The sequence below is a fragment of the Nostoc sp. genome (assembly GCF_036917815.1).
Classification (GTDB): domain Bacteria; phylum Cyanobacteriota; class Cyanobacteriia; order Cyanobacteriales; family Nostocaceae; genus Nostoc.
Genome location: NZ_JBALEK010000101.1, coordinates 39,674 through 65,499, shown reverse-complemented (window position 1 = coordinate 65,499; position 25,826 = coordinate 39,674). Strand labels below are relative to the sequence as shown.

22 protein-coding genes and 1 pseudogene are annotated in these 25,826 nt (G+C 43.4%); 10 read left to right on the top strand and 13 right to left on the bottom strand.

Translation table 11 applies throughout. The features are described from left to right. Nucleotides 1-13: 13 nt before the first annotated feature. A complete protein-coding gene (gene pbpC, locus V7K97_RS31105; protein WP_334804826.1) occupies nucleotides 14-2,371 on the top strand; it encodes a penicillin-binding protein 1C in 2,358 nt (785 codons plus the stop codon). 690 nt (nucleotides 2,372-3,061) lie between these two features. Beyond that, entirely contained in the window at nucleotides 3,062-4,429 is a 1,368-nt protein-coding gene (locus V7K97_RS31100) for a PQQ-dependent sugar dehydrogenase (RefSeq protein ID WP_334804825.1), read from the top strand. Nucleotides 4,430-4,460: 31 nt separating this feature from the next. Here the strand turns inward: V7K97_RS31100 and V7K97_RS31095 are convergent, their stop codons facing one another. The 4 genes from V7K97_RS31095 to V7K97_RS31080 all read right to left on the bottom strand — a co-directional run bounded on the left by V7K97_RS31095 (nucleotide 4,461) and on the right by V7K97_RS31080 (nucleotide 9,250). Beyond that, entirely contained in the window at nucleotides 4,461-6,209 is a 1,749-nt protein-coding gene (locus V7K97_RS31095; RefSeq protein ID WP_334804824.1) for an NAD+ synthase, read from the bottom strand. A 229-nt stretch (nucleotides 6,210-6,438) separates the two neighbouring features. Further along, nucleotides 6,439-7,185, bottom strand: coding sequence for an NUDIX hydrolase (locus V7K97_RS31090; protein ID WP_012411955.1), 747 nt, complete (start codon nucleotides 7,183-7,185; stop codon nucleotides 6,439-6,441). Beyond that, entirely contained in the window at nucleotides 7,146-7,745 is a 600-nt protein-coding gene (locus V7K97_RS31085) for a nicotinate-nucleotide adenylyltransferase (protein WP_334804823.1), read from the bottom strand. The genes V7K97_RS31090 and V7K97_RS31085 overlap by 40 nt, the downstream gene beginning before the upstream one ends. A 44-nt stretch (nucleotides 7,746-7,789) precedes the next feature. Beyond that, complete coding sequence (locus V7K97_RS31080; protein WP_334804822.1) at nucleotides 7,790-9,250, bottom strand: nicotinate phosphoribosyltransferase; 1,461 nt, start codon at nucleotides 9,248-9,250, stop codon at nucleotides 7,790-7,792. 452 nt (nucleotides 9,251-9,702) lie between these two features. Between V7K97_RS31080 and V7K97_RS31075 the strand changes: the two genes are divergently transcribed. Next, a complete protein-coding gene (locus V7K97_RS31075; RefSeq protein WP_334804821.1) occupies nucleotides 9,703-9,852 on the top strand; it encodes a hypothetical protein in 150 nt (49 codons plus the stop codon). A 136-nt stretch (nucleotides 9,853-9,988) separates the two neighbouring features. Here the strand turns inward: V7K97_RS31075 and V7K97_RS31070 are convergent, their stop codons facing one another. Then, nucleotides 9,989-10,609, bottom strand: a complete 621-nt coding sequence (locus V7K97_RS31070; protein ID WP_334804820.1) for a Uma2 family endonuclease — start codon at nucleotides 10,607-10,609, stop codon at nucleotides 9,989-9,991. Nucleotides 10,610-10,671: 62 nt separating this feature from the next. On the opposite strand from V7K97_RS31070, the gene V7K97_RS31065 reads away from it, so the two are divergent. The 3 genes and pseudogenes from V7K97_RS31065 (at nucleotide 10,672) to V7K97_RS31060 (ending at nucleotide 11,287) form a co-directional block, all read left to right on the top strand. After that, nucleotides 10,672-10,821 carry a hypothetical protein gene (locus tag V7K97_RS31065; protein WP_334804819.1) on the top strand — a complete coding sequence of 50 codons (150 nt, stop codon included), beginning with the start codon at nucleotides 10,672-10,674 and terminating at the stop codon, nucleotides 10,819-10,821. 12 nt (nucleotides 10,822-10,833) lie between these two features. Further along, nucleotides 10,834-11,034: pseudogene (locus V7K97_RS32210) on the top strand (type II toxin-antitoxin system RelE/ParE family toxin); the annotation flags it as partial. Next, nucleotides 11,009-11,287, top strand: a complete 279-nt coding sequence (locus tag V7K97_RS31060) for a helix-turn-helix domain-containing transcriptional regulator (protein WP_334804818.1) — start codon at nucleotides 11,009-11,011, stop codon at nucleotides 11,285-11,287. The pseudogene V7K97_RS32210 and the gene V7K97_RS31060, both read left to right, overlap by 26 nt. Nucleotides 11,288-11,312: 25 nt before the next feature. Here the strand turns inward: V7K97_RS31060 and V7K97_RS31055 are convergent, their stop codons facing one another. The 6 genes from V7K97_RS31055 to V7K97_RS31030 all read right to left on the bottom strand — a co-directional run bounded on the left by V7K97_RS31055 (nucleotide 11,313) and on the right by V7K97_RS31030 (nucleotide 20,001). After that, a complete protein-coding gene (locus V7K97_RS31055; RefSeq protein WP_334804817.1) occupies nucleotides 11,313-11,564 on the bottom strand; it encodes a BrnA antitoxin family protein in 252 nt (83 codons plus the stop codon). Nucleotides 11,565-11,687: 123 nt separating this feature from the next. Further along, complete coding sequence (locus V7K97_RS31050; RefSeq protein WP_334804816.1) at nucleotides 11,688-13,205, bottom strand: trehalase family glycosidase; 1,518 nt, start codon at nucleotides 13,203-13,205, stop codon at nucleotides 11,688-11,690. A 53-nt stretch (nucleotides 13,206-13,258) separates the two neighbouring features. Next, nucleotides 13,259-16,057 (bottom strand): malto-oligosyltrehalose synthase, encoded by a 2,799-nt coding sequence (treY, locus tag V7K97_RS31045; protein WP_334804815.1) that lies wholly within the window; start codon nucleotides 16,055-16,057, stop codon nucleotides 13,259-13,261. 403 nt (nucleotides 16,058-16,460) lie between these two features. Continuing rightward, nucleotides 16,461-18,317, bottom strand: a complete 1,857-nt coding sequence (treZ, locus tag V7K97_RS31040; protein ID WP_334804814.1) for a malto-oligosyltrehalose trehalohydrolase — start codon at nucleotides 18,315-18,317, stop codon at nucleotides 16,461-16,463. Nucleotides 18,318-18,669: 352 nt separating this feature from the next. Beyond that, nucleotides 18,670-19,074 (bottom strand): thiol-disulfide oxidoreductase DCC family protein, encoded by a 405-nt coding sequence (locus V7K97_RS31035; RefSeq protein WP_334804813.1) that lies wholly within the window; start codon nucleotides 19,072-19,074, stop codon nucleotides 18,670-18,672. Between the two features lie 327 nt (nucleotides 19,075-19,401). Further along, a complete protein-coding gene (locus V7K97_RS31030; RefSeq protein WP_334804812.1) occupies nucleotides 19,402-20,001 on the bottom strand; it encodes a Uma2 family endonuclease in 600 nt (199 codons plus the stop codon). Between the two features lie 289 nt (nucleotides 20,002-20,290). Between V7K97_RS31030 and V7K97_RS31025 the strand changes: the two genes are divergently transcribed. From V7K97_RS31025 to menB, 4 genes are all read left to right on the top strand, one after another. Beyond that, nucleotides 20,291-21,343, top strand: coding sequence for an aldo/keto reductase (locus V7K97_RS31025; protein ID WP_334804811.1), 1,053 nt, complete (start codon nucleotides 20,291-20,293; stop codon nucleotides 21,341-21,343). A gap of 116 nt (nucleotides 21,344-21,459) precedes the next feature. Next, nucleotides 21,460-22,032 (top strand): DNA starvation/stationary phase protection protein Dps, encoded by a 573-nt coding sequence (gene dps, locus V7K97_RS31020; protein ID WP_334804810.1) that lies wholly within the window; start codon nucleotides 21,460-21,462, stop codon nucleotides 22,030-22,032. Between the two features lie 293 nt (nucleotides 22,033-22,325). Further along, nucleotides 22,326-23,042, top strand: coding sequence for a pirin family protein (locus tag V7K97_RS31015; RefSeq protein ID WP_334804809.1), 717 nt, complete (start codon nucleotides 22,326-22,328; stop codon nucleotides 23,040-23,042). Nucleotides 23,043-23,262: 220 nt separating this feature from the next. Further along, a complete protein-coding gene (menB, locus tag V7K97_RS31010) occupies nucleotides 23,263-24,096 on the top strand; it encodes a 1,4-dihydroxy-2-naphthoyl-CoA synthase (RefSeq protein ID WP_334804808.1) in 834 nt (277 codons plus the stop codon). Between the two features lie 150 nt (nucleotides 24,097-24,246). Here the strand turns inward: menB and V7K97_RS31005 are convergent, their stop codons facing one another. Both V7K97_RS31005 and V7K97_RS31000 read right to left on the bottom strand, forming a co-directional pair. Beyond that, nucleotides 24,247-24,543: a hypothetical protein gene (locus V7K97_RS31005; protein ID WP_334804807.1), complete on the bottom strand. Its 297-nt coding sequence runs from the start codon at nucleotides 24,541-24,543 to the stop codon at nucleotides 24,247-24,249. Nucleotides 24,544-25,096: 553 nt separating this feature from the next. Further along, nucleotides 25,097-25,645 (bottom strand): DUF721 domain-containing protein, encoded by a 549-nt coding sequence (locus V7K97_RS31000; RefSeq protein ID WP_334804806.1) that lies wholly within the window; start codon nucleotides 25,643-25,645, stop codon nucleotides 25,097-25,099. Nucleotides 25,646-25,826: the final 181 nt, after the last annotated feature.

The window sequence follows — 25,826 nt, the reverse complement described above, 5'->3', positions numbered from 1 at the left end:
AGGGGATTCCCTGATGAAACTAATTTCACGATCGCTACTCAAAATTAAGCACAGTAAAATTATCCTAGCTGTGCTGCTAATCTGCCTAGTTGTACGCCTAATACCTTATGTTGCGCCCATTCGTGCCGCAGATATTGCCCAAAATCAGTTGGCAATGCAATTTAGCGATCGCAATGGTTTACCATTAGGAACAATACTCACCCGTGACCAAGAGCATACATCAGTAGTACCACTAAATCAGGTTTCGCCCCAGTTTATCCATGCCATTTTAGCCGCCGAAGATGGCAGTTTTTACCATCATGGGGCGTTGGATATGAAAGCTGTTATCCGCGCCAGCAAAGAAGCTATTCACGCCAAACGAATTGTTTCCGGTGCTTCCACTATTACTATGCAGTTGGCGCGGATGTTAGATCCAGTGCCCCGCAGCTTCTCTGGTAAACTGAGTGAGATTTGGCTATCTTGGCGGTTAGCAGCAGGGATGAACAAAGATGAAATCCTGGCTGCATATATCAATCGACTGCCAATGGGAGGGAATATATATGGTGTGGAAGCAGCCGCGCGGACTTATTTTTCCATCCCAGCGAGTGAATTGAATCTTGCTCAAGCTAGTTTGTTGGCTGCTATTCCTAATAATCCCACATATTTTAACCCTTATGAACATTGGGAACGGCTGAAGCAACGGCAAAAATACGTCCTTAATCGGATGGTAGAGGAAAAATATATTAGTGAGGCGATGGCTGCACCAACGTCTCCAACGAACGCACAACGAACATCTACCGAAAAGGTTGTGTTTCAGTCTCGACAACGGGGAATTATCGCCGCACCACACTTTTTATTCTGGCTGGCTAGTAATTTGTCTGAGACGCAAACAGAAGAAATTTCTCCAATCCGCACTACCATAAATCGACCTTTGCAGCAGTTTGTCGAAGCACAGGTACAGCAGGTAATTTCTTCTCTAGCCCCAAACAATGTCCATGATGCAGCCGCGTTGGTAATTGACAACCACACTGGCGAAGTTTTGGCTTATGTCGGTTCACCTGATTACTTTAATGAAGCCAAACTGGGACGTAATGATGGAGTGCAAGCGCTACGTCAACCAGGATCTACCCTTAAGCCTTTTGTCTATGAACTAGCTTTAGAAAAAGGTTTAATTCGCCCAAATACCATTTTGGCAGATGTACCCGCCCATTATGCAATTCCCGGTGCAAAACTTTATAGCCCAACTGATTACACCGAAAAATTTCTTGGGCCTGTGCGGGTGCGAATCGCTTTAGCAAATTCCTTGAATGTACCCGCAGTACGCGTGTTAGAAAAAGTAGGTGTGGAAACTTTTTTAGAACGACTGCATCAACTGGGATTTGAACACCTCAACCAAACTCCAGAACATTACGGTTTGGGTTTGACTCTAGGTAGTGGGGAAGTTAGCCTCTGGGAACTAGCCCGTGCCTACCTGACCATAGCACGACTTGGAGATGCAACCCCTTTAGTAAGCACATTTTCTAATCCTCCACTCCCTATAGACGCGATGAATCGCGTCTCTACAAACTCCCCACTCCCTAATCACACAATCTGGCAATTAATCACCAACATACTCAGTGACAACCATGCTCGTGCAACAGCTTTTGGTGTAGACTCAGTGTTACATTTACCCTTTGCTACTGCTGTTAAAACTGGCACTTCTTCCAATTTTCGTGATACTTGGACTGTTGGCTTCACCACAGATTACACCGTCGCTACTTGGGTAGGTAATTTCAACGGCGAACCGATGCGACAGGTTTCAGGTGTGACAGGTGCTGCACCCTTATGGAATCGGATTATGTTACACCTGCACGAACATCAAGAACCAGCAGGCTTTCCGCCTCCCGAAGGTTTAGTGCAATTACCTATTTGTGCAATTTCGGGGTTACGACCAACGCCAGATTGTACCTCAGTGGTGCAAGAATATTTCTATCCTGAAGATAAAAGTAATTACGAAGCTGAAAATCAATTTAATTTGCCACCAGAGTATGATGAATGGTTGGCAAAACAACAGCAATCAAATTTTACTTCTAACAATTTGAGAATTTTATCTCCCCATCAGGGCGATTTATTCTTAGTGTATCCCGGCGAAGAAGCCAAGGAAAAACTCGAATTTAAGTTAGCGGGAAATAAATCTGCATCTGTGGAGTGGCGGTTAAATGGTGAAAAATTAGATACCAATTCAGCTAATTCTTTATTTTGGAATTTGCGCCCTGGTAAGTGGACTTTGGAAGCCAGAAGCGGTGAAATGAGCGACAAGGTAAGTTTTCAGGTGGAGTTAGCTAATATTAAACCCACGCGTCGAGGATTTTCTATTAGTAATTCTCCGGGAAGGATGAAGATAGATAACTGATGTCAGTAAGCTAACAATAACTTGTATTTGAGTATTGCCACTTTTTGCTAAAACATGATCTTAAATTCCACCTTGCGTAAATTTACTAACGTAAATCTACGCACAAGGTTTTAAAGTAGATTTAAATATAAGTGAATCTACTAATTACTTTTCACTTCTCTCTCAATACTATGTAACCAAATATAGGAATCGGACTTGAATTTTGAAAGCATACTGAGACTAAAACTTTTGTCCAGCAAAACTTTGATCTTAAAAACTTTTCATCAATCAAGTCGGAGTTCTATATATGCTAATTAAATCTAGGCAAGAGCAATCTTAATCAATCAAACCTGCAATTCAGAGATATTCGGGTAATAATTAGATTTTTTCGGAAATTTATAACCCAGTCTGTTTAAGGGTTTTAGACAAAATTTATCTATATGTATTCAAACAATGCAGCAATGAGTATTTCATGTAGCTGCTGATAGTTTAGAAGCAAAAAATAGTGTTGTTTTATTTTGATTGCCTGCCCGCTTTGTATGTTATTTAACCCCCACAAGGTTTTTTGATCATTAATTTGAGTCAATTCAGAATCGTAGACTCGTTGGCGGAGCCTAAGAAGTCCGCTATCCGCCATTCGTACAGAATTCAGAATGAATTCTGATTGTTAACTCAGCACTCTTCATTACCCACATCAAAAGGAAGTTGAAAATGTCAATTGTGTTTCCTCTACAGCCAAAACAGTGGCTCGGACGGATAGTATCTGCGCGGCTAGTTAGCTTGCTCGCCCTGTTTACTACTGTGATGCCCTTCGAGGCTCTTTCCACCCCAGCGTTGGCCATCCCAGTAGGCGCGTCTGTTGACACCAAGGTTAAGGTGTCTAACACAATGAGCTATGCGCCCTTCAATATTAGCCGTTACTTGAAAGTGCCGCCCAACTTCTCCATCTCCGTTTATGCTCGTATTGATAAAGCCCGCTTTATTGCAGTTGCTCCCAATGGCAATCTTCTAGTGTCGCAGCCTAGTACGGGGAAAGTGCTAATTGTCAGGGCAAATGGCAGCAAAGACCCAATTATTTCTGACTTTGTAACAGGTCTAAGCAAACCGCACGACATTGTGTTTCACACGATTAACAAGATCACATACATTTATATCTCTGAGAGTAATCAAATTAACCGCTTCATCTACAGATCTGGAGACATAATCGCGCAGAATCGCCAAGTTGTCGTAGCCGGCTTACCAGACAATAGCACCTCGGAACTCAAAGGTGCTTACGGTCACGAACTGAAAAATATTGCACTCGATAGCAACCACAAACTATACGTGTCGATCGCTTCGACCTGCAATGCCTGCCTAGCAGATACTGTCAGTAACCCACGGCGCGGTGCGATTTACCAGTACAACGCTGATGGAACCAATCCGCGGCTTTTTGCCCAAGGTTTACGCAATGCAGAAGGACTGGCATTCGTTCCAGGCACAAATGACCTCTGGGTAGCTGTTAATAATCGAGACAACATCGCCTATCCCTTCAAGGATGCGACTAACAACTACGGTAAGGTTATCCCGTCCTACGTGGACAACCACCCGCCTGAGGAGTTCACACGAGTCCGAGATGGCGGCAACTACGGTTGGCCATTCTGCAACCCCAATCCTGACACGTCAAATCAGTCCTACTATATGCCCTTCGATCGCGACTATGAGTTCAATGCTGATGGACATGTTAATTGCAATGGGATGGACAAGATTATCAGAGGCATTCAAGCGCATTCGGCTCCGTTGGGACTAACCTTTTTACAAAATACGAACTTTCCCAGCCTATACTCAAGTGGGGTAGTGCTAGGGTTGCACGGCTCATGGAATCGGCAGGAGAAAACGGGCTATAAAATAGCTTACTTTCCCTGGAACAGTAAAACAAAGATCCCAGGGAAGCAGATAGATTTAGTTAGCGGCTGGGTAGTTCCAGAAACGCAAGAAGTTTGGGGGCGACCGGTGGATATGGCTGTGGATCAGGAGGGTAATTTGTTAATCTCGGATGACTACAGTGGCAGCATCTACAAACTCTCCTACACGTCGCCATAGTGACTTCTGGGATTTTTTATTCCTAAACTAATTACTTGATTTGCGGATGGGTATCTTGTCCATCCCAACGGACTAAGGTAGGTGTAGTTATGGTTTTAGTCAGGTAGGGGTTTTTGACACCAACCCAGTTACTAGCGATCGGCATTCGCCAACCAGTTCCAAAGGCGCGATCGGTGATTTTCAAGCCGGGGGGTGCTTGTCGCCGTTTAAATTCAGCCCGCGCCACCATTTGGATGACTCGATCTACAATCACTGGATCGTGACCGGCTACAACAATTTGCGCTGCTGATTGGTGATTATGAATCAGCCGTTGCAAAATATCGTCCAAAATTTCGTAGGGCGGTAGAGAGTCTTGATCCACTTGACCTGGTTTGAGTTCGGCGCTGGGTGCTTTAGTCAAGACGTTTTCTGGGATGATTTCATTATTGCGATTTAACCATTGGCAAAGTGAATACACACGGGTTTTAGGAACATCTGCAATTACTGCTAACCCGCCATTCATATCGCCGTAGAGCGTACAGTAACCAACTGCCATTTCTGACTTGTTACCGGTAGATAAAAGCAGATAGCCAAATTTATTAGCGATCGCCATTAATAAATTACCGCGAATCCGCGATTGGATATTCTCCTCAGCCAGTCCAAACTCAGTACCCGCAAACAAATCACCTAATGTTTGATCAAAGCCTTGCATTAACTCGCCAATTGGTAAAAGATTAGTCTTAATCCCCAAATTTTCGGCTAATGCCACAGCATCACTGATGGAATGCTCAGAACTGTAAGGGGAAGGCATGAGAACACCGAGGACATTTTCTTTACCAAGTGCAGCCGTGGCGATCGCAGCTACTATGGCAGAGTCAATCCCGCCACTTAAACCCAACACTACTTTAGAAAAGCGACACTTACGAGCGTAATCTCGCACTCCCAAAACTAAGGCTTGCCAAATTTCTTCATCTTCTGATTCATACATCGGTTCTACAGAACCCAACTGCAAATCACGTTGCGCCTCGTCAAATTCCACTACTAATAAATCGGTTTCAAAACCACGGGCACGACAGATAATTTCACCTTGACGATTTAAGGCAAAACTACGCCCATCAAAAATTAGATCATCATTTCCCCCCACCTGATTAGCATAAATAAACGGTTGTTGAAAACGTACTGCACTATGCTTAAGCATGGTTTCACGAAACTGCTGCTTGCCAGCCGTGTAGGGCGAAGCAGACAAATTTACAATCAAATCTACACCCAAAATTGCTAAGTCAGCAATCGGATTTGCTGCATAACTCCGTTTACCCCAAAATTCCTCATCGTTCCATAAATCTTCGCAAATAGTTACGCCAATATGGATATTATCTAAAGTGAAATAATTAGCTTGCAAGCCTGGTTCAAAATAGCGACGTTCGTCAAATACATCATAAGTAGGTAAAAGTCGCTTGTGAAAAAGTTGCTTAATCTGGCCATTCTCTAATAAAGCTATGCTGTTAAATAAAGTTTTACCGCCACTAATATGTGCTTTGATATTTGGTTCAACAGTTCCTACCAAAACAGCTAAATTTGGTGGTAAATCCTGCGCCAAGTTTTGTAAAGTGATGCCCATCGCTTCCACAAAACTAGGATTTAGTAATAAATCTCTTGGTGGATAGCCACATAAAGAAAGTTCTGGTGTCAGCAATAAACGCGCACCGCGAGATGCTGCTCGTTGTGCCACCTCCAAGATTTTTTGAGCATTTGAAAGCAAATCACCGATAGTAGGATTAATTTGAGCGATCGCTATTTTCATTGTATTTAGTCATTAGTCATTGGTCATTGGTCATTTGTCAAGAGTCAAAATAAGTTACTCAGGACTTTGGACTCTGCAAAGTAACGTGAGTTCGACAAGTCTTATTTGACCTCTCCGACGCGCAGAGGGGAGCAAAAAGCTGAATTAATTTTTCGTTGCTCCTCCCTTTCCGTTTCGGAGAGGGAGGCTAGGAGGGAGAGGTTCATCGAACTTACGTTCAAGTGATTAGCTAAATAAACACCAAAGGTTTATCTTTTAAGGGAGCAAAAGCTTCCGCGTCAAACTTATACAAACTAGCTGGACGACCAGCACCCCGTGATACCTTAATTCCGGTATCGCATAAAAAACCTAATTTGAGTAGACGCGCTCGAAAATTAGAATAATCGGAAAAATTATCACCTAAAACTGTGGCGTATAACTGATATAAATCATTCAAGGTGAACATTTCCGGCAAGACTTCAAAAGCCACCGGGCTATACTCTAATTTATTTCGCAACCGCCTATGGCCATAAGCCAGAATTTCATTATGGTCAAAAGCTAATTGTGGCACTTGTTTTACCGGATACCAAGCTATACCAGTCATGCGATCGGCAATCAATTCGGCTTCCTCAAATCGCACTAGGGCAAAGTAACTAACTGATAGATAACGCACACCATAACTATCAGTTGCTTCCCGTGGATCGCGATTCGGCCCGCCAAATGTATATAGCTGTTCTAAGTAGAGATTGTTGACCTTTATTTTCTCCGCCATAATGCGATAGGCGGCATCTTCTAAAGACTCTCCTGGACGCACCAAAGTACCAGGAAGACTCCAATGATTTAAAAATGGTTCTTGCTGTCGCATTACTAGTAGAACTAACAGCCGATTTTGTACAGTATCTACAGAAAAAATTACATTATCAACACCAACCTTGAAATCGGCCAAAGGTTGTTGGTTTAACGGAGTTGGTATCTTCTTTTGGGAACGTCCTGGCATTCGTACAAATGCTCTCGATTAATATAGGCAACTACAGGGGCTGTGAGGGCTTGAGAATCTCCATGTTCGCGGTACGCTGTCGAGGAAACATCTAAACCGGTCAGACTAGCGATCGCAATCTTCCCTCCCAGCTTCTGCACTACCTCTGAACTAGACTCATCTATTGCATATCCGGGTCGCGGTACGATCAGTAGTTGCACTTCCTGTAACAAATCTTCAATGCGATACCAACGTGGTAGCTGACTCAGTAAATCTGAACCAATGATCATCGTTAATTCAGCATCTTCACCCCAAATAAGCTTCGCTTTTTCCACTGTTTCCAGTGTTCTAAAACTACTCAATTCTTGTTCCAAAGCAATATTGTGCCGTGGCGCGTCTATATCCGCAATCAACAGTCGCAACATTGCCGCCCGATGCTCTAAGGGTGTTTGATGGGACTTAAATGGATTATCTGCTGCCCAAACCGCTACCCAATCATAACCCTCAGACAGCCAACTCAGAATTTTTTGATGTCCAGCAGTTGGTGGATCGGCACTAGTACCAAACAAAGCAACTCTCATAATAATTCCTAATTCGTAATTAAGACAGACTGAAAGAGTACTTCTTACCTCTGTGTCGCGCCAGGTGCTACAACGGGGGGAACCCCCGCAACGCCCTGGCTTCTCTGCGCCTCTGCGGTTCGTTTCTTAGTTTCTTCAGTCAACACCCGTAACCCCTCAGAAATTTCCACCTGCACCGAAACAGGATCATCCAAACGCCGTGTCTGTTGTGGCAAACTAGCAACTGAGGCGGCGGTACGTTGACGAATTGTTGCCAACGATTCCAAGGGCTGTACTCGTTCACCTTCTTGCACTACCAACTGCAACAAAGGTTCTTCTTCTAGAAAACTTTCACCCAAAAGTCCCAACCTGTCTGCTTTTACCTCACTTCCCGTAAACGAGCGAAAAATCTGCTTGCGCCCTGGATAAGTAACTTTACCACTTGACTGTTTCATCACTGGGATGCCATCAATGTCTACAAGTTTATAAACTCCATTTACAGGCGAACCTGTAACTAGTCGCGTTCCCAGTCCGTAACCATCAATTGGCGCCCCAGCAGCTTTTAATCGGGCAATTTCCCATTCATCCAAGTCGCCACTAGCAAAAATTGGCACACCGGGAAGGAGCGATCGCACCTGTTTTGATAAGGTAACTAAATCTCCTGAGTCCAAGCGCACTCCTGTTAATTGCATTTCCCCGGAATTTACTTTTTCGGACAAGCGCTGGGCAGCAGCAATGGTATCGTAAGTATCAATCAGCAATGGCGCACCCGGAAAATATCGATGAAATGCACTAAAGGCTTGTTCTTCAGTACCTTCTATTGCTGATAACGCCATCACCAGGGCGTGCGCCATCGTACCACTTGGCTGTTGTCCCAGTTGTAGCGCTGCTAACACATTAGAGGTGGAATCTAACCCACCTGCTAAGGCCGCCCGCGCCGCCCACAAAGACCCTTGGGGACTAAATGCTCGTCTTGTGCCAAATTCTAAAAGTGTTGCTTTCTCCCCCGCTACATCCCGCAACCGGGCTGCTTTTGTGGCAATCAAAGTCTGGTAATTAATCGTATTCAAGAGGTAAGTTTCCACTAGTTGGGCTTGCCAAAGGGGTGCTTCAACTCGCAACAGTGGTTGATTGGCAAAGACGGCTGTCCCTTCTGGTACTGCCCAAACATCACCCGTAAACTTTCCCTCAGCTAACAGTGACCAAAAGCGATCGCTTGCTTGAGCAAAAATTCCCGTTGCCTGTAATGCCGCAATTTGCGCGGAACTAAAGCAGATTTTGGCTAAATATTCCAATGCCTGCGTCACCCCCATTGCAATTAAATAACCAAAACCCTCCGGCAATCGTCTGACAGATAATTCAAAGCTTGCCCGTCGTTGTTCTATACCTTCACCTGTATAACAAGCTGCCATTGTTAGCTGATAAAGGTCGGTCAGCAAGCTGTAGTCATCCGCAGAGAGGTTTAGTTCCTGGTTCTGCTGGCTTGGCTGTTTATGTACATAATTCAAATCTGGCAAAGTTGTCATGCAAGAGCTTCCTTACAAGATGCTTCTGCTGATTATGGTAATATTTACCATAAATAATGTCAACTACCACGAAGTATATTTCCTGAGATTGCCGTAGAACGGTAGATTTATCGGTAAATTAATACTAACTTCATCAAATACTTAATATTTTTTAATAGTAATAGCTAGCAATAATGTTAATCTCACAGGGCGGCTAACGAAAAGAAACAATATTCTGTTAAAGGAAGTTTATTTGCTAGCCTCTTTCCTAGACTGGGGTTGAAGAAATAACTATGTTACAATTAGAATCGAAGAAAAAAGTTTGACTTTTTGAGAAGCTGAAGTATTGCGAAGTTATCTGAATAAACATTGCGTATATTCTCGATATGTTGAGAATTTCAGCGAGCAAAGAATATTAGCGTTAGAGTGGAAGCATCACAATTAAATAGACTCGAAAAAAGGAGTCATATATTATGGCTATTTCCCAAGTCGTTGCTAAGATAACCGAGTATATTTCTGAAGCTGCAATGCGGATTTTTAGCCCTACGGATGATGCTTATCCTACTATTGGCGTACAACCTTTTACAGGTGAGCCTTACGATAAGCATAAAGATGATAATTAGTAGGTGCTGATGCAGCATTGGAAAAATAGTTATGAACAAAAAGATCCCCGACTTCTTCAAGAAGTCGGGGATCTAATTCTCTCGGTGGAGAGGCAATGAAATAGCATTGTTATAGTTGCGTTGCGATTGATATAAACTACTTGCCAACAAATCGTCCAGCCGTAAATATTTGTTGTGCCGTTAGTTGCAAGTTGGGAAAGATGGCGGAGATAATTTGCTCGTTGTTTTGAAACAACTGTTTTTCATACTCATCCTTTATGAGAGTACAAATTGTTACCGTTGGCTGTTTGGGTTTGCCAATATATTCTCTGCCACCAATGCCCAGATAATCGACAATCCAATATTCAGGGACTCCTAACAGGGCGTAATCTTCAGCTTTGCGGGCGTAATCGTTCTGCCAGTTTGTGCTAACAACTTCAGCAATCAGTTTGATTGAGTTTCCTAATGTAATTATGGGTTGTTTTTGCCATAATGGTTCATTAATTAATTGAGTTTGGTCTAACACAATCACATCGGGACGAAAAGCTGTTTCTGTTCCTAATAGTTTGATTAGACAGCGATGGAGGATAAAGTAGCTTAGATCCTGACGATCAATTTCTACATTCAGTTTTCGTCCAATCAATGCAGATACTTGCTCCTGTGGTCCAGTTGGTTCCATCTCAATTAATTCACCATCAATTAGTTCGTAGCGATCGCACTCACCGTAGTTGTTAATAAATTCATCAACGGTTAGAATTTTTGAGGCTGATTGAACCATTGCGATTATTCCTCATAATAGATTTATTGACCTTTGTCGGTTTTAAGATACATAATTAAGCTATGGCTGATATTGTCCGTCAAAAAACCCTGAAAGTCTATGCTACCGAATATGGCAAGGAGGCGTACACCGAATGGCTAGAAAACCTTAAGGACTATGTGATCCGTTCGAGGATAATCCGACGGATAGAGCGGCTCAAACAGGGTAATTAGGGGGATTGCAAGTCGGTTGGCAAAGGCGTTCAAGAACTGAGGTTTTTCTTTGGTAGTGGCTACCGCGTGTACTTTGGAGAATCCGCAAATGATCTAGTGATTCTCCTGTCTGGTGGCGAAAAGGACAGCCAGGACAGGGACATAGAAAAAGCGAGGGGATATTGGCAGGCTTATCAGGAGGAAGAGGATGAGCAAGAAACTGAGAAACCATGAAGAGGTCGTAATTGAGCAGCTGCAAAACCCGGAAATGGCAAAAGCGTATCTGGACGTTGCCCTTGAAGAGTACGAAGAGGATGGTGATCTGGCGTTTTTTCTAGAAGCGCTTCAGAACGTGGCTCAAGCACGGTCGGGTATAACCCGCCAAAATCTTTATCGGGACTTTTCGCCAGAAGGCAACCCGGAACTGCGAACCATCAGCCTTATCCTGCACAATCTCGGCTATCGTCTGAGTGTACAACCGATTTAGCGATCGCCAGGGAATTAACAAGGCGTTATAGCGATGAATTATGCTCAATATAAGAGCGGAGAGCAGAGTTAATTAGAGATTGGTAGCCTTTTCCTTTGCTTTTAAACCAATCTAGAATATCTTGATCTACTTGAATTAATGTGGCTTCTTGGCTAACAGGTTTTACCATTTTGGCTGTTTCCCAGAATTGCTGATCTAATTCAGGAATATCTGAAGTATCAATCGCTGTATCAGAGATATTTTGGAGTTCTTTAAGTCGATTGGGCGAGATACTCATAGTAGGTTTTCCTTTCTTTGGGGGTGGCTTTTCGAGCAGAGATTAATCGAATTTTGCCGTTTCTGTCTGTATGGGCAACGGTAATAAAATAAAGGCGTGAGGAAAAAACTCACGCCTTCTTATTTAAACTTTTTTGCCACCGGCTGCTAAAAGTTCCAGAATAACTCCATTTGTCCAGCCAAAACCAACTTCGTTAGAACTATATCCAAAGGAAATATCGTCGGAAACGTTGGCTGAACAGCGCTCAACATCATATTTTTCAACTAGGGTATTACGACGCTCGAATTCTTTAACTACCATAGCGATAAATTTATTGGCGATGCGATCGCCTTCTAGATGATACCCATAGCGGTGAAGTCCCTGGACAGCAATTAATGTCAGTGGTGCCCAACCAAAAGGTGCATCCCACTGGTTACCGGTGACATGGGTACTGGTTAAAATTCCACCTGGGGCTTCAAATAAAGAAAGATTTTCCATGACGCGCTGGGCTTGGGCTTGAGAAGCAATTCCCTGCCAGAGGGGATAAAAGGTGGTAGCAAATTCGTAGCGGCGGCGTTCTCCACTTTGGAAGTGATAGTCGAAATAGAGTCCCTGTTCTTCATCCCAGAGACACTGATCGATACGATCGCGGCGGATATCTGCACGATCGCGCCATTGCTGTTCCAATTCTTCGTTCCCAAAAACATGGTTAATTTGGGCTAAATCTTGTTCCATCTGATATAGCAAACTGTTGAGGCACACAGGAGCATAGTGGAGTATATCAGCACTGAAGGGGCCAAATCGGTTGGTGATATCAAAACCGGACTCGCGCATGGTGCGATCGCCCTTGTAAAATAAATTGGTCAGTTCGTCATTTTCGCGATCGTAGTAAAGGTTCACATCATAATCTGCAACCTCAAAGGTTTGGTAATATTCCTTGACGCGATCGTAGTGGCTTTTTCCCTCCTCATCCCGCTCAGAGAACAAAACTTCTGGCGCGGCACCTTCCCCAAAGGCATAAAATCTAGATAAGCCTGTTGCAGCATTTAGATGGGGCGGTACTACCCAGTAATAGTAAAATTGCTCTAAAAGCGATACCGTTGACCTTAACCACTCTTCATCCTGGGTGTGCTGGAATAACGCCAAAACCATCATGCTGAGGACGGGAGGCTGCGATCGCGACAACATATAAGTCCGGTTGGAATTGAGGATGGTGCCGTAATGCTTCACTTGGTACAGCAATTGGTCTACTTGGCTTTGGGCTAGCTCTAATTCACCATCGCGCAAAAGTCCCAGTAATATAAAGTAGCTGTCCCAGCCATACATTTCGTTAAAGCGGCCACCGGGTACGACATAAGACCCTGGTAAGTATAATAATCCATGCTCTTCAATCGCTTCAACTTCCGATGGTAAGGTGCGAATTTCCAACTGTTGCATATCTTTGGGAGATAGCGATCGCTCTAACACAGTCTGAATGTTGGGACAATCTTCGGAGAGGGAAATGTAAACCAGCCAGGGAGTTTCTGGTTTGTGAGCTAGTTTGGTATCTTTGGCAGATTGTAATAAGTGTTCGTGCGATCGCGTTAAGGTTTTCCATGTTTTTTTGATATGGACGCGCACTTTGTCTATCTGGGCGGTGGTTGGTGTTGGGGGATTGGTCATATTTTTATTAACGCAAAGGAACGCAAAGGGAAGCGCAGAGGTACGCGGAGGTTTTACTCAGCACTACTAACTAACAAGGCGACTGGAAAATGAGCGAGGGCTGCTGCTATAGATAGGGTTTCTGTCACCTGTAAGGGTTGCTGAGTGATCGCGTTTTTCCAGGTGAGGGAAGTTCCAGGGGGTAATTGTAGGTGCGTATCTTGCCAAATTGACTCGCCCAAGGGGTTGTCTCCTGGCTGGATGAGGCTGGTTAAAAAGCGTGGTGCGATCGCGATCGCTGTTTGATTCCCTTCTCGCCGCGCAAAGGCGATAATGTGATTGGCGTAGGTTCCTTGAACTTCTAAGGGTAAGTAATCGCCGTCCTGGAATAATGAGACATAGTTGGTTCTGGCTTGGAGTAATTGAGCCGTTAAAAACAGTTTGATTTTACCGTCTGTTTTGTGGTTTAGTAAGTCTTGAATTAGTCCGAGAATGTCTGTTTTTACTTGTTCGCGGATGGCGCTTAAATAAGTACGTCGCTGTTCAAAGTTCACGGGACGGCGATTATCTGGATCAACTAGACTCAGTTCCCAAAGTTCTGTTCCTTGGTAAAAGTCGGGTACGCCGGGTGCGGTGATCTTCAGGAGAGTTTGGGAAAGGGAATTGAATATCCCATATTCTGCAATTCGCTGTTGAAAGGGACGAAAGGCTTCTAAAAATTCCTCGGAGATGGAAGGGTCGAGTACTTTCTCAATAAAGGAAGTACAAGCTTCTTCATACTCACTATCAGGTCGCAACCATGCTGTATGTACTTTCGCTTCTCGAATTGCCTTAATTATATAGTCTTTTACCCGTTCTACGAAGGATGTCTGTTCATGTTCCGCAAAGGGAAACGCCCCCACTAGGGTTTGATAAAGAAAATATTCATCGTTGCGATCGGGTATAGCAAATCCCTGGCGATGGCTACGATGTCCCCGATTAATGGCGCTCCAAGTATTTACCTGCTGATCCCACTCTTCGGGGATTTCTGAAAGGACATTCAACCTAGCCCGCACATCTTCGCCGCGTTTGGTGTCGTGGGTAGCGGTGGTGTTCATAGTGTGCGGCCAGGTTGCTTGGTGCTGTTGGTTAAAACTGTGGAACTCAGCTACAGAGATCCCAAAATGACCAGGATTACCCCCCACTTCATTCAGCGACAGCAACCGATTGTAAACATATAATGTGGTGTCTTCAACGCCTTTGGCCATTAGCGGACCGCTATATTGCTGCATTCGCAAGACAAAATATATCCACTGTTCGCGTTCTGTTTGAGTCAAAGAGTTATCAAACTGTAGTAGCATTAACTTTTCAATAAAGGTTAGTTCGTGCTGCAACAGGGGCGTTTGTTCTTTGGCTTGGTGAATTACTTTCTCGATGGTAGCGCGATCGCTATCTCCAATTCCATCAGGGGTAATATAGGTGCGGTAAATCGGGAATAAAGTCAAAACTTCGGCGATCGCTCTTTTTAGTCCATTTAGGGTAAAATCGTTGCCATAGCGATATTTGCTAGAAATATTCTTTAATAAAAGAGCCAAATTGTCAATATCACCTGCTAAATTCTTTTCTAATATCAGGTGCTTTTTCTCTTTCACTATAGTTGCATAATCTGCCCTGGAGCCGATAAAGTTCTGGTAAACTTTATCCAACTGTGATTGATTTTCCGTTTGACAAAATACGCCATTTACATAGTTGAGAAAGTCATATCCAGATGTCCCTTCAATTGCCCAATTTTCCGGCAAATCTTCGGTAAGTTCTAAAATCTTTTCAACGGTAATATAAATATCGCCCGTCTTTTCCCGCAGCCTTTCTAGATACTGGATTGGGTTATAAAGTCCATCAATATGGTCGATGCGTAAACCTGTAAATTTGCCTTCTTCAACTAGTTTTTGAATTAAGCTGTGGGTATTATTAAAAACCCGCACTTCTTCAACTTTAACGGAAATCAGTTCGTTGACAGTAAAGAAACGGCGGTAGTTCATTTCCTCCGCGCCAACTTTCCAGAAGGCGAGACGGTAAAATTGGTCTTTCAGTAATTCATCTAGGAGGTTAAAACTATCAGAATTACCCGCTTCTCCGTTGAAAGTTTCAATGTTTTCATCAATGAATTCGCGGATAGCATCGTTTGTGGTATAGAGTTCCCAAACTAATCCTTTAATAAATGCAATCTGGTCTTGTCGCTGTTTACCAGCCACCTCTGAAGGCACATTTTTGAGAATATACAGAATTCCCAATAGCTTAATAAAATCGGGGTGATTGCGTCCCAGTGTGCGTGTGAGCTTACCCAGATTATGAGTGATAAATTTTGTGTAAGATTCTAACCTGAGTGGCAGTTTCAAGCTGTAATAGTTGACAGTTAAACCGTTTTCTTCGTATTGCAGTTGAATATGACCGTTTTCCAGGGATGCACCATAGAAATCTCCCAGTAGTGGCGCTAGAATTCGCTCTTGGCGATCGCCAAAGGGAGCATTCCAAGAAAGGTCGAAGTAGTCGGTATAACTGGAATCTGGGCCGTGTTCCAATATGTCCATTAAGTAAAGGTTTTCGCTGGTATAGGCCATGTGGTTGGGCACAATATCTTGTAACCAGCCCATACCAAGGGATTGAACTTCATCAACTAAGGCATCAAAGGATTCATTAGTTCCCAGTTCTGGGTTAAGTTGAGTGGCATCTACTATATCGTAACCGTGCGTACTCCCGGAGCGGGCCTTGAAAATGGGGGAGGCGTATAAATCAGAAATACCTAAATCTGCTAGATAAGCGGCGATCGCTTTCGCGTTGTCAAAGCCAAACTGAGGTGTAAACTGAATTCGATAAGTGGCGGTGGGAATTCGCATAGTTTTTTCGTGGGGAGTGGGGATGAGGAAGATGAGCGAGTTTGAACCTTTGAGCTTGAAACTTTAAGGTTCTCGAATGGAAGCAATACACTTTGAACTCACTTCCATTCCTGTCTCCTTTTAGGAGCTATGGTGTACACACAAGTCAAATTACCCCCCTTAATCCCCCCGTTTATTGGGGGGAAAAATAAATCTAGTTCCCTACCCGTATGTATTGGGGAGGGTTAGGGTGGGGTAAAACCCTGGTTAATCAGCTATTTCAGACTTATGTGTACACGGTAGCCTTGTAGGAGAAAGGCTTTGAATCTTACTCCCCTTCCCTACAAGGGAAGGGGCTGGGGGTTAGGTCTGTATTACACTAAACCCAGAAGTGCTATACTCCTTTAATTTTAAATTTTAAATTTTAATTCCCTACTCCCCCTTCATACAGCACCAAACTAGTAGCTTTTACTCTCAGTTCTTGTCCCACAGACAGATGTTCCGCCGCTTCCGAAGCAGGCCCAGACCATAATGTGTCTGCTGAGTCTAATAACTTATGAACATCATGTTGACTTGGCAAAGTCACTGTCACTGGAGACGAATTGAAATTCATCACAAAAATTAGTTCACTTGATTCGCACCAACGACGCACGATGACCACTTCCTTGTGTTCATCGCTAGTCGCTTCAATGAAATTGCGGTCTTGGTTGAGAAGCGCTGGATGCGTCTTGCGTAAATTAATTAACTGGCGATACCAATCCCACAGAACTTTGTGCTTACCGTTATGGCGTAATTCCCAATTGAGTTTAGAACTGAGGAAAGTTTCTGCCGATTCGGGATCTGGGGGATCATCTGCGTAGTGAAATGCTTCAAATTCTTCTTTGCGTCCGGCTCGAACCATTTGAATCAAATCTGGATCGGAGTGACTGACAAAGTAAATGAAGGGTGCTGTTTCGCCGTATTCTTCTCCCATGAATAACAACGGTAAGTAGGGCGACAACAACACAGCGCCAGCAGCTAACTTTAATCCTTCAAAAGAGATGCGCTGGCTGAGGCGTTCTCCTTTCATTTGATTGCCGATTTGATCGTGATTCTGAATGCAGACTGTAAACTGTGATAAAGAGCGATCGCGGCAAGATACGCCATGAAATCGTTTGCGGTGTGGTGCGTACTTCCAATCGTAGATAAAAGTATCGCTATAAGCTTTTGCCAAATCAGCCAACTGCCCAAAATCTTGATAATATCCTTGGCGATCGCCTGTCAACAGTGAATGCAATGCATGGTGAAAATCATCACTCCACTGAGCATCGAGTCCATATCCACCCAATTCTGCCGGACGAATTATTTGGGGATTATTCAGGTCACTTTCAGCAATTAAATGGCGTTTCCATTTTTGCTCTTTTTGTGAGAAATGATGAACTGCTTCTGCCAATTCCCATAAAAAATGCTTGGCTCCCAAGTCGTAAATTGCTTGAATGGCATCAAGCCGCAATGCATCAATGTGGAATTCGCGCAACCAGTAAAGCGCATTTTGGATAAAATAATTTCGCACGCCCTGACTATGGGCGTCATCGAAATTCAGCGCTTCACCCCAGGGCGTTTTATAGGTTTTAGTAAAGTAGGGCGCGAACTGACTCATATAGTTGCCTTCTGGCCCAAAGTGGTTATATACCACATCCAGCACGACGGCAATATTATTTTGGTGACAAGCATTTACCAGTTGCTTAAGTTCGGCTGGGCTACCGTAAGAATTTTGGACAGCAAAAGGATAAACGCCATCATAGCCCCAGTTGCGGTATGCAAGAGTTGCTTCAATATGAGTGTCTCCCGGAAACTGGGAGATAGGCATAATTTCAATGGCGTTAATTCCCAGTTCCCTCAGTTCCGGTAAACGGGAAATGATGGCGGTGAAAGTTCCTTCAGGTGTGAATGTACCAACATGGAGTTCATAAAAAATCATCGACTCCACAGGAATACCCGCCCATGCTTCATCAGTCCACTCAAAGTGATGATCGACAATTTGCGACGGCCCATGCACTCCTTCCGGTTGATACTGCGACGCGGGATCAGCAAAGGTATCTTGACCATTCAAGACATAGCGATAAAGCGTACCCGGATACACATCGTTGACTTTCGTGTGCCAGTATCCCTCAGACTGAGGTTTGAGGGGAATTAACTGCTGTTCTGGGGTCAAAATTTGTACCGTAACGCTATCTAATAGCGGAGACCAAACTGTAAATTCACACTCCCCGTTGCCCAAGTAGTTAGCACCAATTCTCACGCAGTATCCTCCCATCAGATTCTATGTTGTGCCGAATTGTGGCGCGATGGCGTACCCGCCCTTTCCGGTGGCGATCGCAAATGTCATTGATTGCACAAGTTTTACAAACACGCCAGATAGCATAATGGTTGGTCTAGCACACTTTTTGCTAGCATCTGGAGGCGGATTTTTGACTCCAATAAACTCTGTCTAATGACAAGACCTCTTGCAAAAGTCCCTAACACCCCACCCCCAACCCCTAAGAGCTTGCGGGGAGGGGAGACTTTGACCTAAGTTAAAGGCGGGGTGGGGTTCTTTTTTTATTTATGCAAGAAGTCTACAATAATCCACAAGGTAGCATAGCTGTACTACCTTACGGATTGCAGCTACCATCCACGCAGTATGACGATTCATAAGTATTGGAACGCTTACCAAATATAGTGTAACGATGATCGCGGATTTGTTCGTAAAAGCGATCGCCTGCCCATTTCATCCCCGGTAATGCTCGATAAGCGTCTACAAACATACTTCCTGCTGGCAATAACCGTCCAATTTCTTCAGCAGCATTACTACCTTGCCAACGTCTCTGAGGTTCATTCCCATCAATTAAAATCACTCCCTGTTCGCAATCTTGGGCTGTAATTCCCCACTGTAAAAGTGTCTGTTCATCTTGTATAGGAACGTAGCGAAATAACTTTCCCTTGTCTAAAGTTTCTAGTAATTGCACTAGGGTAACGCAGAGATTACAATTACCGTCGTAGATTACGTAGTAGCTCATATAAATAACGGCTTTTTAGTAATTGACTTATCGGATGTGTCTAAACACAACTTTGGTATTCTAGCTTAGAGGATGTCTGAGAAGTTATGATTGATGTAAGCTGTCGCATCTGTAATTTTCCAGAGCATTACAGAGTTATCAATGGTTGCAGACCCGAAAAAGTGCAAATTATACGCACGACAGCTTATCAAATATTCTTTTACCCCACCCTAACCCTCCCCTTGTAAAGGGGAGGGAACTAGATTTCTTTTTCCCCCCTTTATAAGGGGGGATTAAGGGGGGTAATCATTCGATTAGTACACAACATAGCACTTTTCAAACAACCTCTTATATAATATCGTCAAGTTTAAATTTTAAATTTGGCAAGATATCAGAAGAAATAGTATCTCCTAAGCGATATTGTTTTTGCTGGTACACACCGTTAACTAACTGGCAAACAGTAAAGGTAGGTTGTTTAGGATTGCCAATAAATTGCAAACCACCCAAGCCCCGAAAGTCCACAATCCAATATTCTGGGATGTTAATAAAAGCGTATTCTTCCACTTTTCTTGCATAATCATCTTGCCAATTAGTACTTACAACTTCAGCAACAAGTTTGATTGTACTGCCGTTACAAATAATCGGTTCTTTTTGCCATAGTGGTTCTTTACTAAGTTCTGCTTTATCTAAAACAATTACGTCAGGACGCAGTGCTGTGGCTTCAGCCGCAGGTGGTTTAATCAGACAAGTTTTGGGAACCAACCAATTAAAATTAGAATTAAAAATTTCAACATAGATTCTACCAGCAATAATACCTGCAACAGCTTCGTGTAGCCCTGTGGGTTCCATGTCTCTTAGTTGCCCGTCGATTAGTTCGTAGCGTGTATGATCACCATATTGGGCAATGAATTCCTCGAAGGTAAGTAGTTTGGGCGAGGTGTAGGTCATTATGTCTTGTTTTGACTTGACGTAGGCTTATTGTAGCGACTGCCGTTGCAAAGTACAGGAAAGGTGGGTTAATCTTTGCAAGCGATCGCATTCACAATGCAAGGGGTCGCATTCACAATGCAAAGAGTTGCATTCACAATGCAAAGGGTCGCATTCACAATGCAAGAGATCGCATCATGCAAGGGGTTGCACTTAGATAACACAACAATGCAAACATCGCCCCTTGTTTCCAGTTATCATACCTTTGGGATGGTATTTGCTTAGTTTTTTCATTAATGAGAAAATATTCATGAGATACAAACTCTTGGGCAAAAGCGGGTTAAGAGTCTCGGAACTTTCCTTGGGAACCATGACCTTTGGTGAAGATTGGGGTTGGGGTGCATCTGTTGACGAAAGCCGTAAAATCTTTGATAGCTATGTAGAAGCAGGGGGAAATTTCATTGATACCGCCAACGGTTATACCGATGGTAGCAGTGAAAAAATTGTCGGTGAGTTGATTGGCTTAGAACGAGAACGCTTTGTCGTTGCGACAAAATATTCCTTTCCCTTGAAGATGAATGAGAAGAAGGGCGACCCTAACGCCAGTGGAAACCATCGTAAGAATTTAATTCAGTCTTTAGAAGGTAGCCTAAAACGGCTGAATACCGATTACATTGATTTATTTTGGTTGCACGCTTGGGATTTCACAACACCGATTGAAGAAGTATTGCGATCGCTTGATGATGTAGTTCGCCAAGGTAAAGTACTCTATATCGGCATTTCCGATACCCCTGCTTGGATCGTTTCCCAAGCAAATACCATCGCCCAATACCAAGGATGGACGCAGTTTGTCGCCCTGCAAATTGAGTATAGTTTAATTCAACGCACACCAGAGCGGGATTTGCTGCCGATGGCAAAAGCCTTTGATTTAGCTGTAACACCGTGGTCGCCTTTGGGTGGTGGTGTGCTGACAGGTAAGTATAATCAGCCTCCTCAAGCAGGCGATGAACAGGGGCGATTAGCAAATGCAGCCTTAGGAACTATTTCAGAACGGAACTTAGCGATCGCCCAAGTTGTCAGCCAAGTTGCAGCAGAAATTGACCATACACCCTCACAAGTAGCATTAGCTTGGTTACACGCTCAAAGTGGTGTGATTATTCCGATCATTGGGGCGCGTAAATTAACGCAGTTTCAAGATAACTTAGCTTCCTTAGAAGTCACCCTCTCAGCAGAACATCTGCAACGGTTAGATGAAGTGAGTAAAATTGAATTGGGTTTCCCCCATGACTTTTTGCAGAATGATGTAGTTCGCGATCGCCTTTTTGGTGGTACATTTAATACCATAGAAAACCATCGCATTTAACTAATAGTCATAATCAGTAACACATTCAGGCATTAATTCAATCCATCGTCAGAGAGTTTCGCCAAACCTTGCAATTCTGTAGAGTTAGATATAAAAGGCATTAACAACATAGAATCATGAGCGACAACAGCATTACATCACGTCTGTACCCTACCCGCATTGACATTCCCGCCGAAGCGCGAGTGCAAATCGTGGTAATTCTCAACCAAAGCTTGGCTGCTACTTCGGATCTAAAAACCCAAGCCAAGCAAGCGCACTGGAATGTTAAAGGAACTGACTTCTACCAGTTGCACCTATTATTTGATGAACTTGCTGGGGAATTGGAAGAGTACATCGATTTGGTAGCTGAACGCATCACAGCTTTAGGCGGATACGCTTTTGGAACAGCTCGCGCCGCAGCTAGTAATTCAATTCTGCCAGAATATCCCTTAGATATTTTGGATGGCAAAGACCACGTTACAGCCTTGTCAGACCGCTTTGGACTGTATGCTAAACATATTAGAGAAGCGATCGCTAAAACTGATGATTTAGGGGATGCTGATACCGCCGACCTTTACACCGAAATTTCCCGCACCATTGACAAACGTCTCTGGTTCTTAGAAGCTCATCTGCAAGTAGCAGAAATTAAGGGAGAGAATGGCAAAACCGCTACTACTAAAACTCAAAAGATACCTGCTGCTGTAAAATAAGCACTTCTGAGAAAAGTAGTCTTTCGTAAATCTAATAGTATCTTTTTGGTAAGTACGTCACTTTTAAGTGCGTACTTTTCATTTATATGTATATATTTTACTATTGAAATAGTTCAAAACTAAGTCGAAAAATTTAAAAATATCTTCGACCAGTGATACATCAAGATTAATAGTTCAACTTCAATGAAGTTAGTAGGTTAGTAAAAAGGTATGCTAATTACATTCTAATTCTTAACTCCAAACTAAATACTCCAAACTCCAAACTAAATACTCATTAACAACGAGGTAAATATATGTCTCAAAATACAATTAGCCATCTAATTCATGATAGAAACGCCCGTGGTCACGCTAAAATGGGCTGGCTTGATAGTTATCACACATTTTCCTTCGGCGGTTTTTACGATCCCAACCGTATGGGATTTCGCTCTCTGCGAGTAATCAACGACGATCGCATCGCCCCTGGTGCTGGATTCCCTACCCACAGTCATCGTGACATGGAAATCCTCACTTATGTCTTAGAAGGTGCTGTAGAGCATAAAGACAGCTTGGGTACTGGATCGGTGATTCGCCCTGGTGATGCACAGATTATGAGCGCTGGTACTGGAATCAGTCACAGTGAATTTAATCCTTCACCAACTGAACCACTGCACTTACTACAAATCTGGATCTTACCTAACCAAGAAGGATTGACACCAAGATACGAACAAAAAGCTTTTCCTCTAGAAGAAAAGCGCGGCAAATTACGGTTAATTGCTGCTAAAGATGGGCGCGATGGTGCTGTGAAAATTTATCAAGATGTTGATTTATATACATCTGTTTTAGAGTCAGGTGATGTTGTTAATTATCAAGTCAAACCCGATCGCTATGCCTGGTTACAAATAGCACAAGGTATAGTTAACTTAAATGGGGAGGAACTCAGAGCAGGCGATGGAGTGCAAATCAACGGCGAAGAACAATTAGAAATTAGCACCAACATCGGTGGTGAAATCTTGCTTTTCGATTTAGGCTAAGAGATTTCCGACAAATACAGCAGATTGTGAGTTGGTGAGGTACAAAAATACCCCACCCTAACCCTCCCCTTATAAAGGGGAGGGAACTAGATCACCTAGACAATTACCAGATTGTAAAGGCTTGAGATAGCAATTTTAGCGTAGGCGTAGCCCACCGCAGGTATCGCTTGTCCCTACGTCCGCGATAAAATTCTCAAGCACGATAGCGCACTCCATACCAATGCAAATTAACTGGCAAACTGCCAAAACCTACGAAGACATCCTGTATCAAAAAAACGATGGCATTGCGAAAATCACCATCAACCGTCCTCACAAACGCAATGCCTTTCGTCCTAAAACTGTCTTTGAACTCTACGACGCTTTTTGTGATGCTCGTGAAGATACTACTATTGGCGTAGTACTATTTACTGGCTATGGACCGCACACTGATGGCAAATATGCCTTCTGTTCTGGTGGCGATCAAAGTGTGCGGGGACATGCAGGTTATGTGGACGAAACTGGCATTCCGCGCTTGAATGTGCTGGACTTACAACGCCTGATTCGTTCCATGCCGAAAGTAGTTATTGCTCTAGTAGCTGGATATGCGATCGGTGGTGGACACGTCCTACACTTGATTTGTGACCTTACCATCGCCGCCGATAACGCCATTTTTGGACAGACTGGCCCGAAAGTTGGCAGTTTCGACGGTGGTTTTGGAGCCAGCTATCTCGCCCGCATCGTGGGACAAAAAAAAGCTAGAGAAATTTGGTTTCTCTGCCGCCAATATGATGCACAACAAGCTCTAGAAATGGGCTTAATTAATTGCGTTGTCCCAGTGGAACAACTAGAAACTGAAGGTATTCAATGGGCGCAGGAGATTTTAGAAAAAAGCCCCATCGCAATTCGGTGTCTCAAAGCCGCATTTAATGCTGATTGTGACGGACAAGCTGGTTTACAAGAACTCGCTGGTAATGCCACCCTACTGTATTACATGACAGAAGAGGGGTCTGAGGGCAAACAAGCCTTCCTCGAAAAGCGTCCACCAGATTTTCGCTCTTTTCCTTGGTTGCCTTAGAATTGCAAAAATCGCATCTCACTAAAGGGTGCGATTTTTGTACATATCAACTTTTTCAGCACTAAAAATCTTAAAAACAAATCTTATTTTAAACAGACTACAAACTCAGTCCAGTAATAATGGATGACTAAATGACCACTGCTTTAGTTTTTACCTGTTGAGAGAAGAGATCGAGGCAGTTATTTTCTCTACAGGGATAAGAGCAGCATTGTCTAAATCTGAGGCTAGAGATTGACAAGATGTTAAAACTGGGGCTACATCTGGCAAACCCCAAGCATCTTCTAAGGTTTCCCAAGAAGGTGCAAAAGGTGGGAGCGCCAAAGAGCAAGCTTTCCAAGTTGCTTGAACTGGTGCGCCCAACTGCTGACACATTCCACCACGGCGACCCTCTGGCTGGTAATGACGGCAATATCTACAGGCAGATGCTAAAACTTTAATGGGTTTCATTTGGATTCATCTTTAGTGTCGTTATCTGGCTGAATTTCATCCTTATATTTTGCTTCTATATATAAAGACGGATAAAAGCCAAAAAGTCATTATTTTCTATAGGTTTCAGCGATCCCCAGGCAAAAATAAACTTCAGGATGTTTTTATAATCTTGTTATATATTTCAATAATCTTTAGAGCGGTTACATATAGATTTCGTCTAAAAGTTATTAGGGATCAAGACTAAAACTAAAGCTTTTGATTTTTCCAGCCTTTTAACTTCCTCCTTAAGTATGGCTTAAGGCATAGATTCTAAGATAAATAGTCTGCTTTTATTACCACATTCGGCATAGTTTTGCAGTAAAATACATTTTTTCTCAAGAATCAGAAGCATTTTATGTAGTAGGAGCAAGTTACTTCAGGATAAATTCTGCTTAAGGAATTAGGGACTTCCAAATAAAAAAATATCCGAAAACTGAGGCAAAAACCCTCTCTATTTCTCCTCTCTCTGTGTTCTCTGTGTCTCTGTGGTTCGTTTCTTTGGATAATTTATTTCTTGGAAGTCCCTTATCGTTCAACTATTTTGCTTTACAAACTGTTTAGCAGCACAGACAGAGCAGACTTGCCATCGCTGGAGTTCACCGGGTGGGGTGGGAGATTGACATTGGGGACAAAGGGGTAAGTTATGCGATCGCGATCGCATAATCTTCGTCCAATTCCCAAAAGCCGTATTCACATCTTTTGTGGGTGTAGCACCAGGGCGGCTAATCTCATCACCAAGGTAACTGGGATGGTCATGGGGCGAAACCGTTTGTTGCTGTTTTCTCTCCACCGATGGATTCTGCCAGCCAGCAGTAGAGAAGCGAATATCAACCAAAGGCGCTGGCAGCTTTTTATTCAACTTTAAAAGCAGAGATGTGCGCCCAAAAGTTAGGTTTTGCGCCCAAGCAGCACTAGAAGTTGCAACCGACAAAACATCACGCTGAATCGACAATGGTCGAGTATTTGTGGCAACCACTGGGCCAACAACTTCTGCCCAACACTTGAGCAAGCGTTGAAATGGTTGCTCCTGCCATTTTTCTTGCTTTTCCAGAACGCGCAAAATATCATTAATTGATTTCATCAAGGTGGGGAGTGGGGAGTGAGGGAGTGAGAGAGATGAGGGAGATGAGGGAGAAAGAATAACTAATGCCCCATACCCAATGCCCAATCTATATATTTAGATAATTTCCGCTACTATTGTCACAAATATATCTAAAGTTAATTTCAGCTTAATTTCAGCAATCAACGTTTGAGGCACAGAG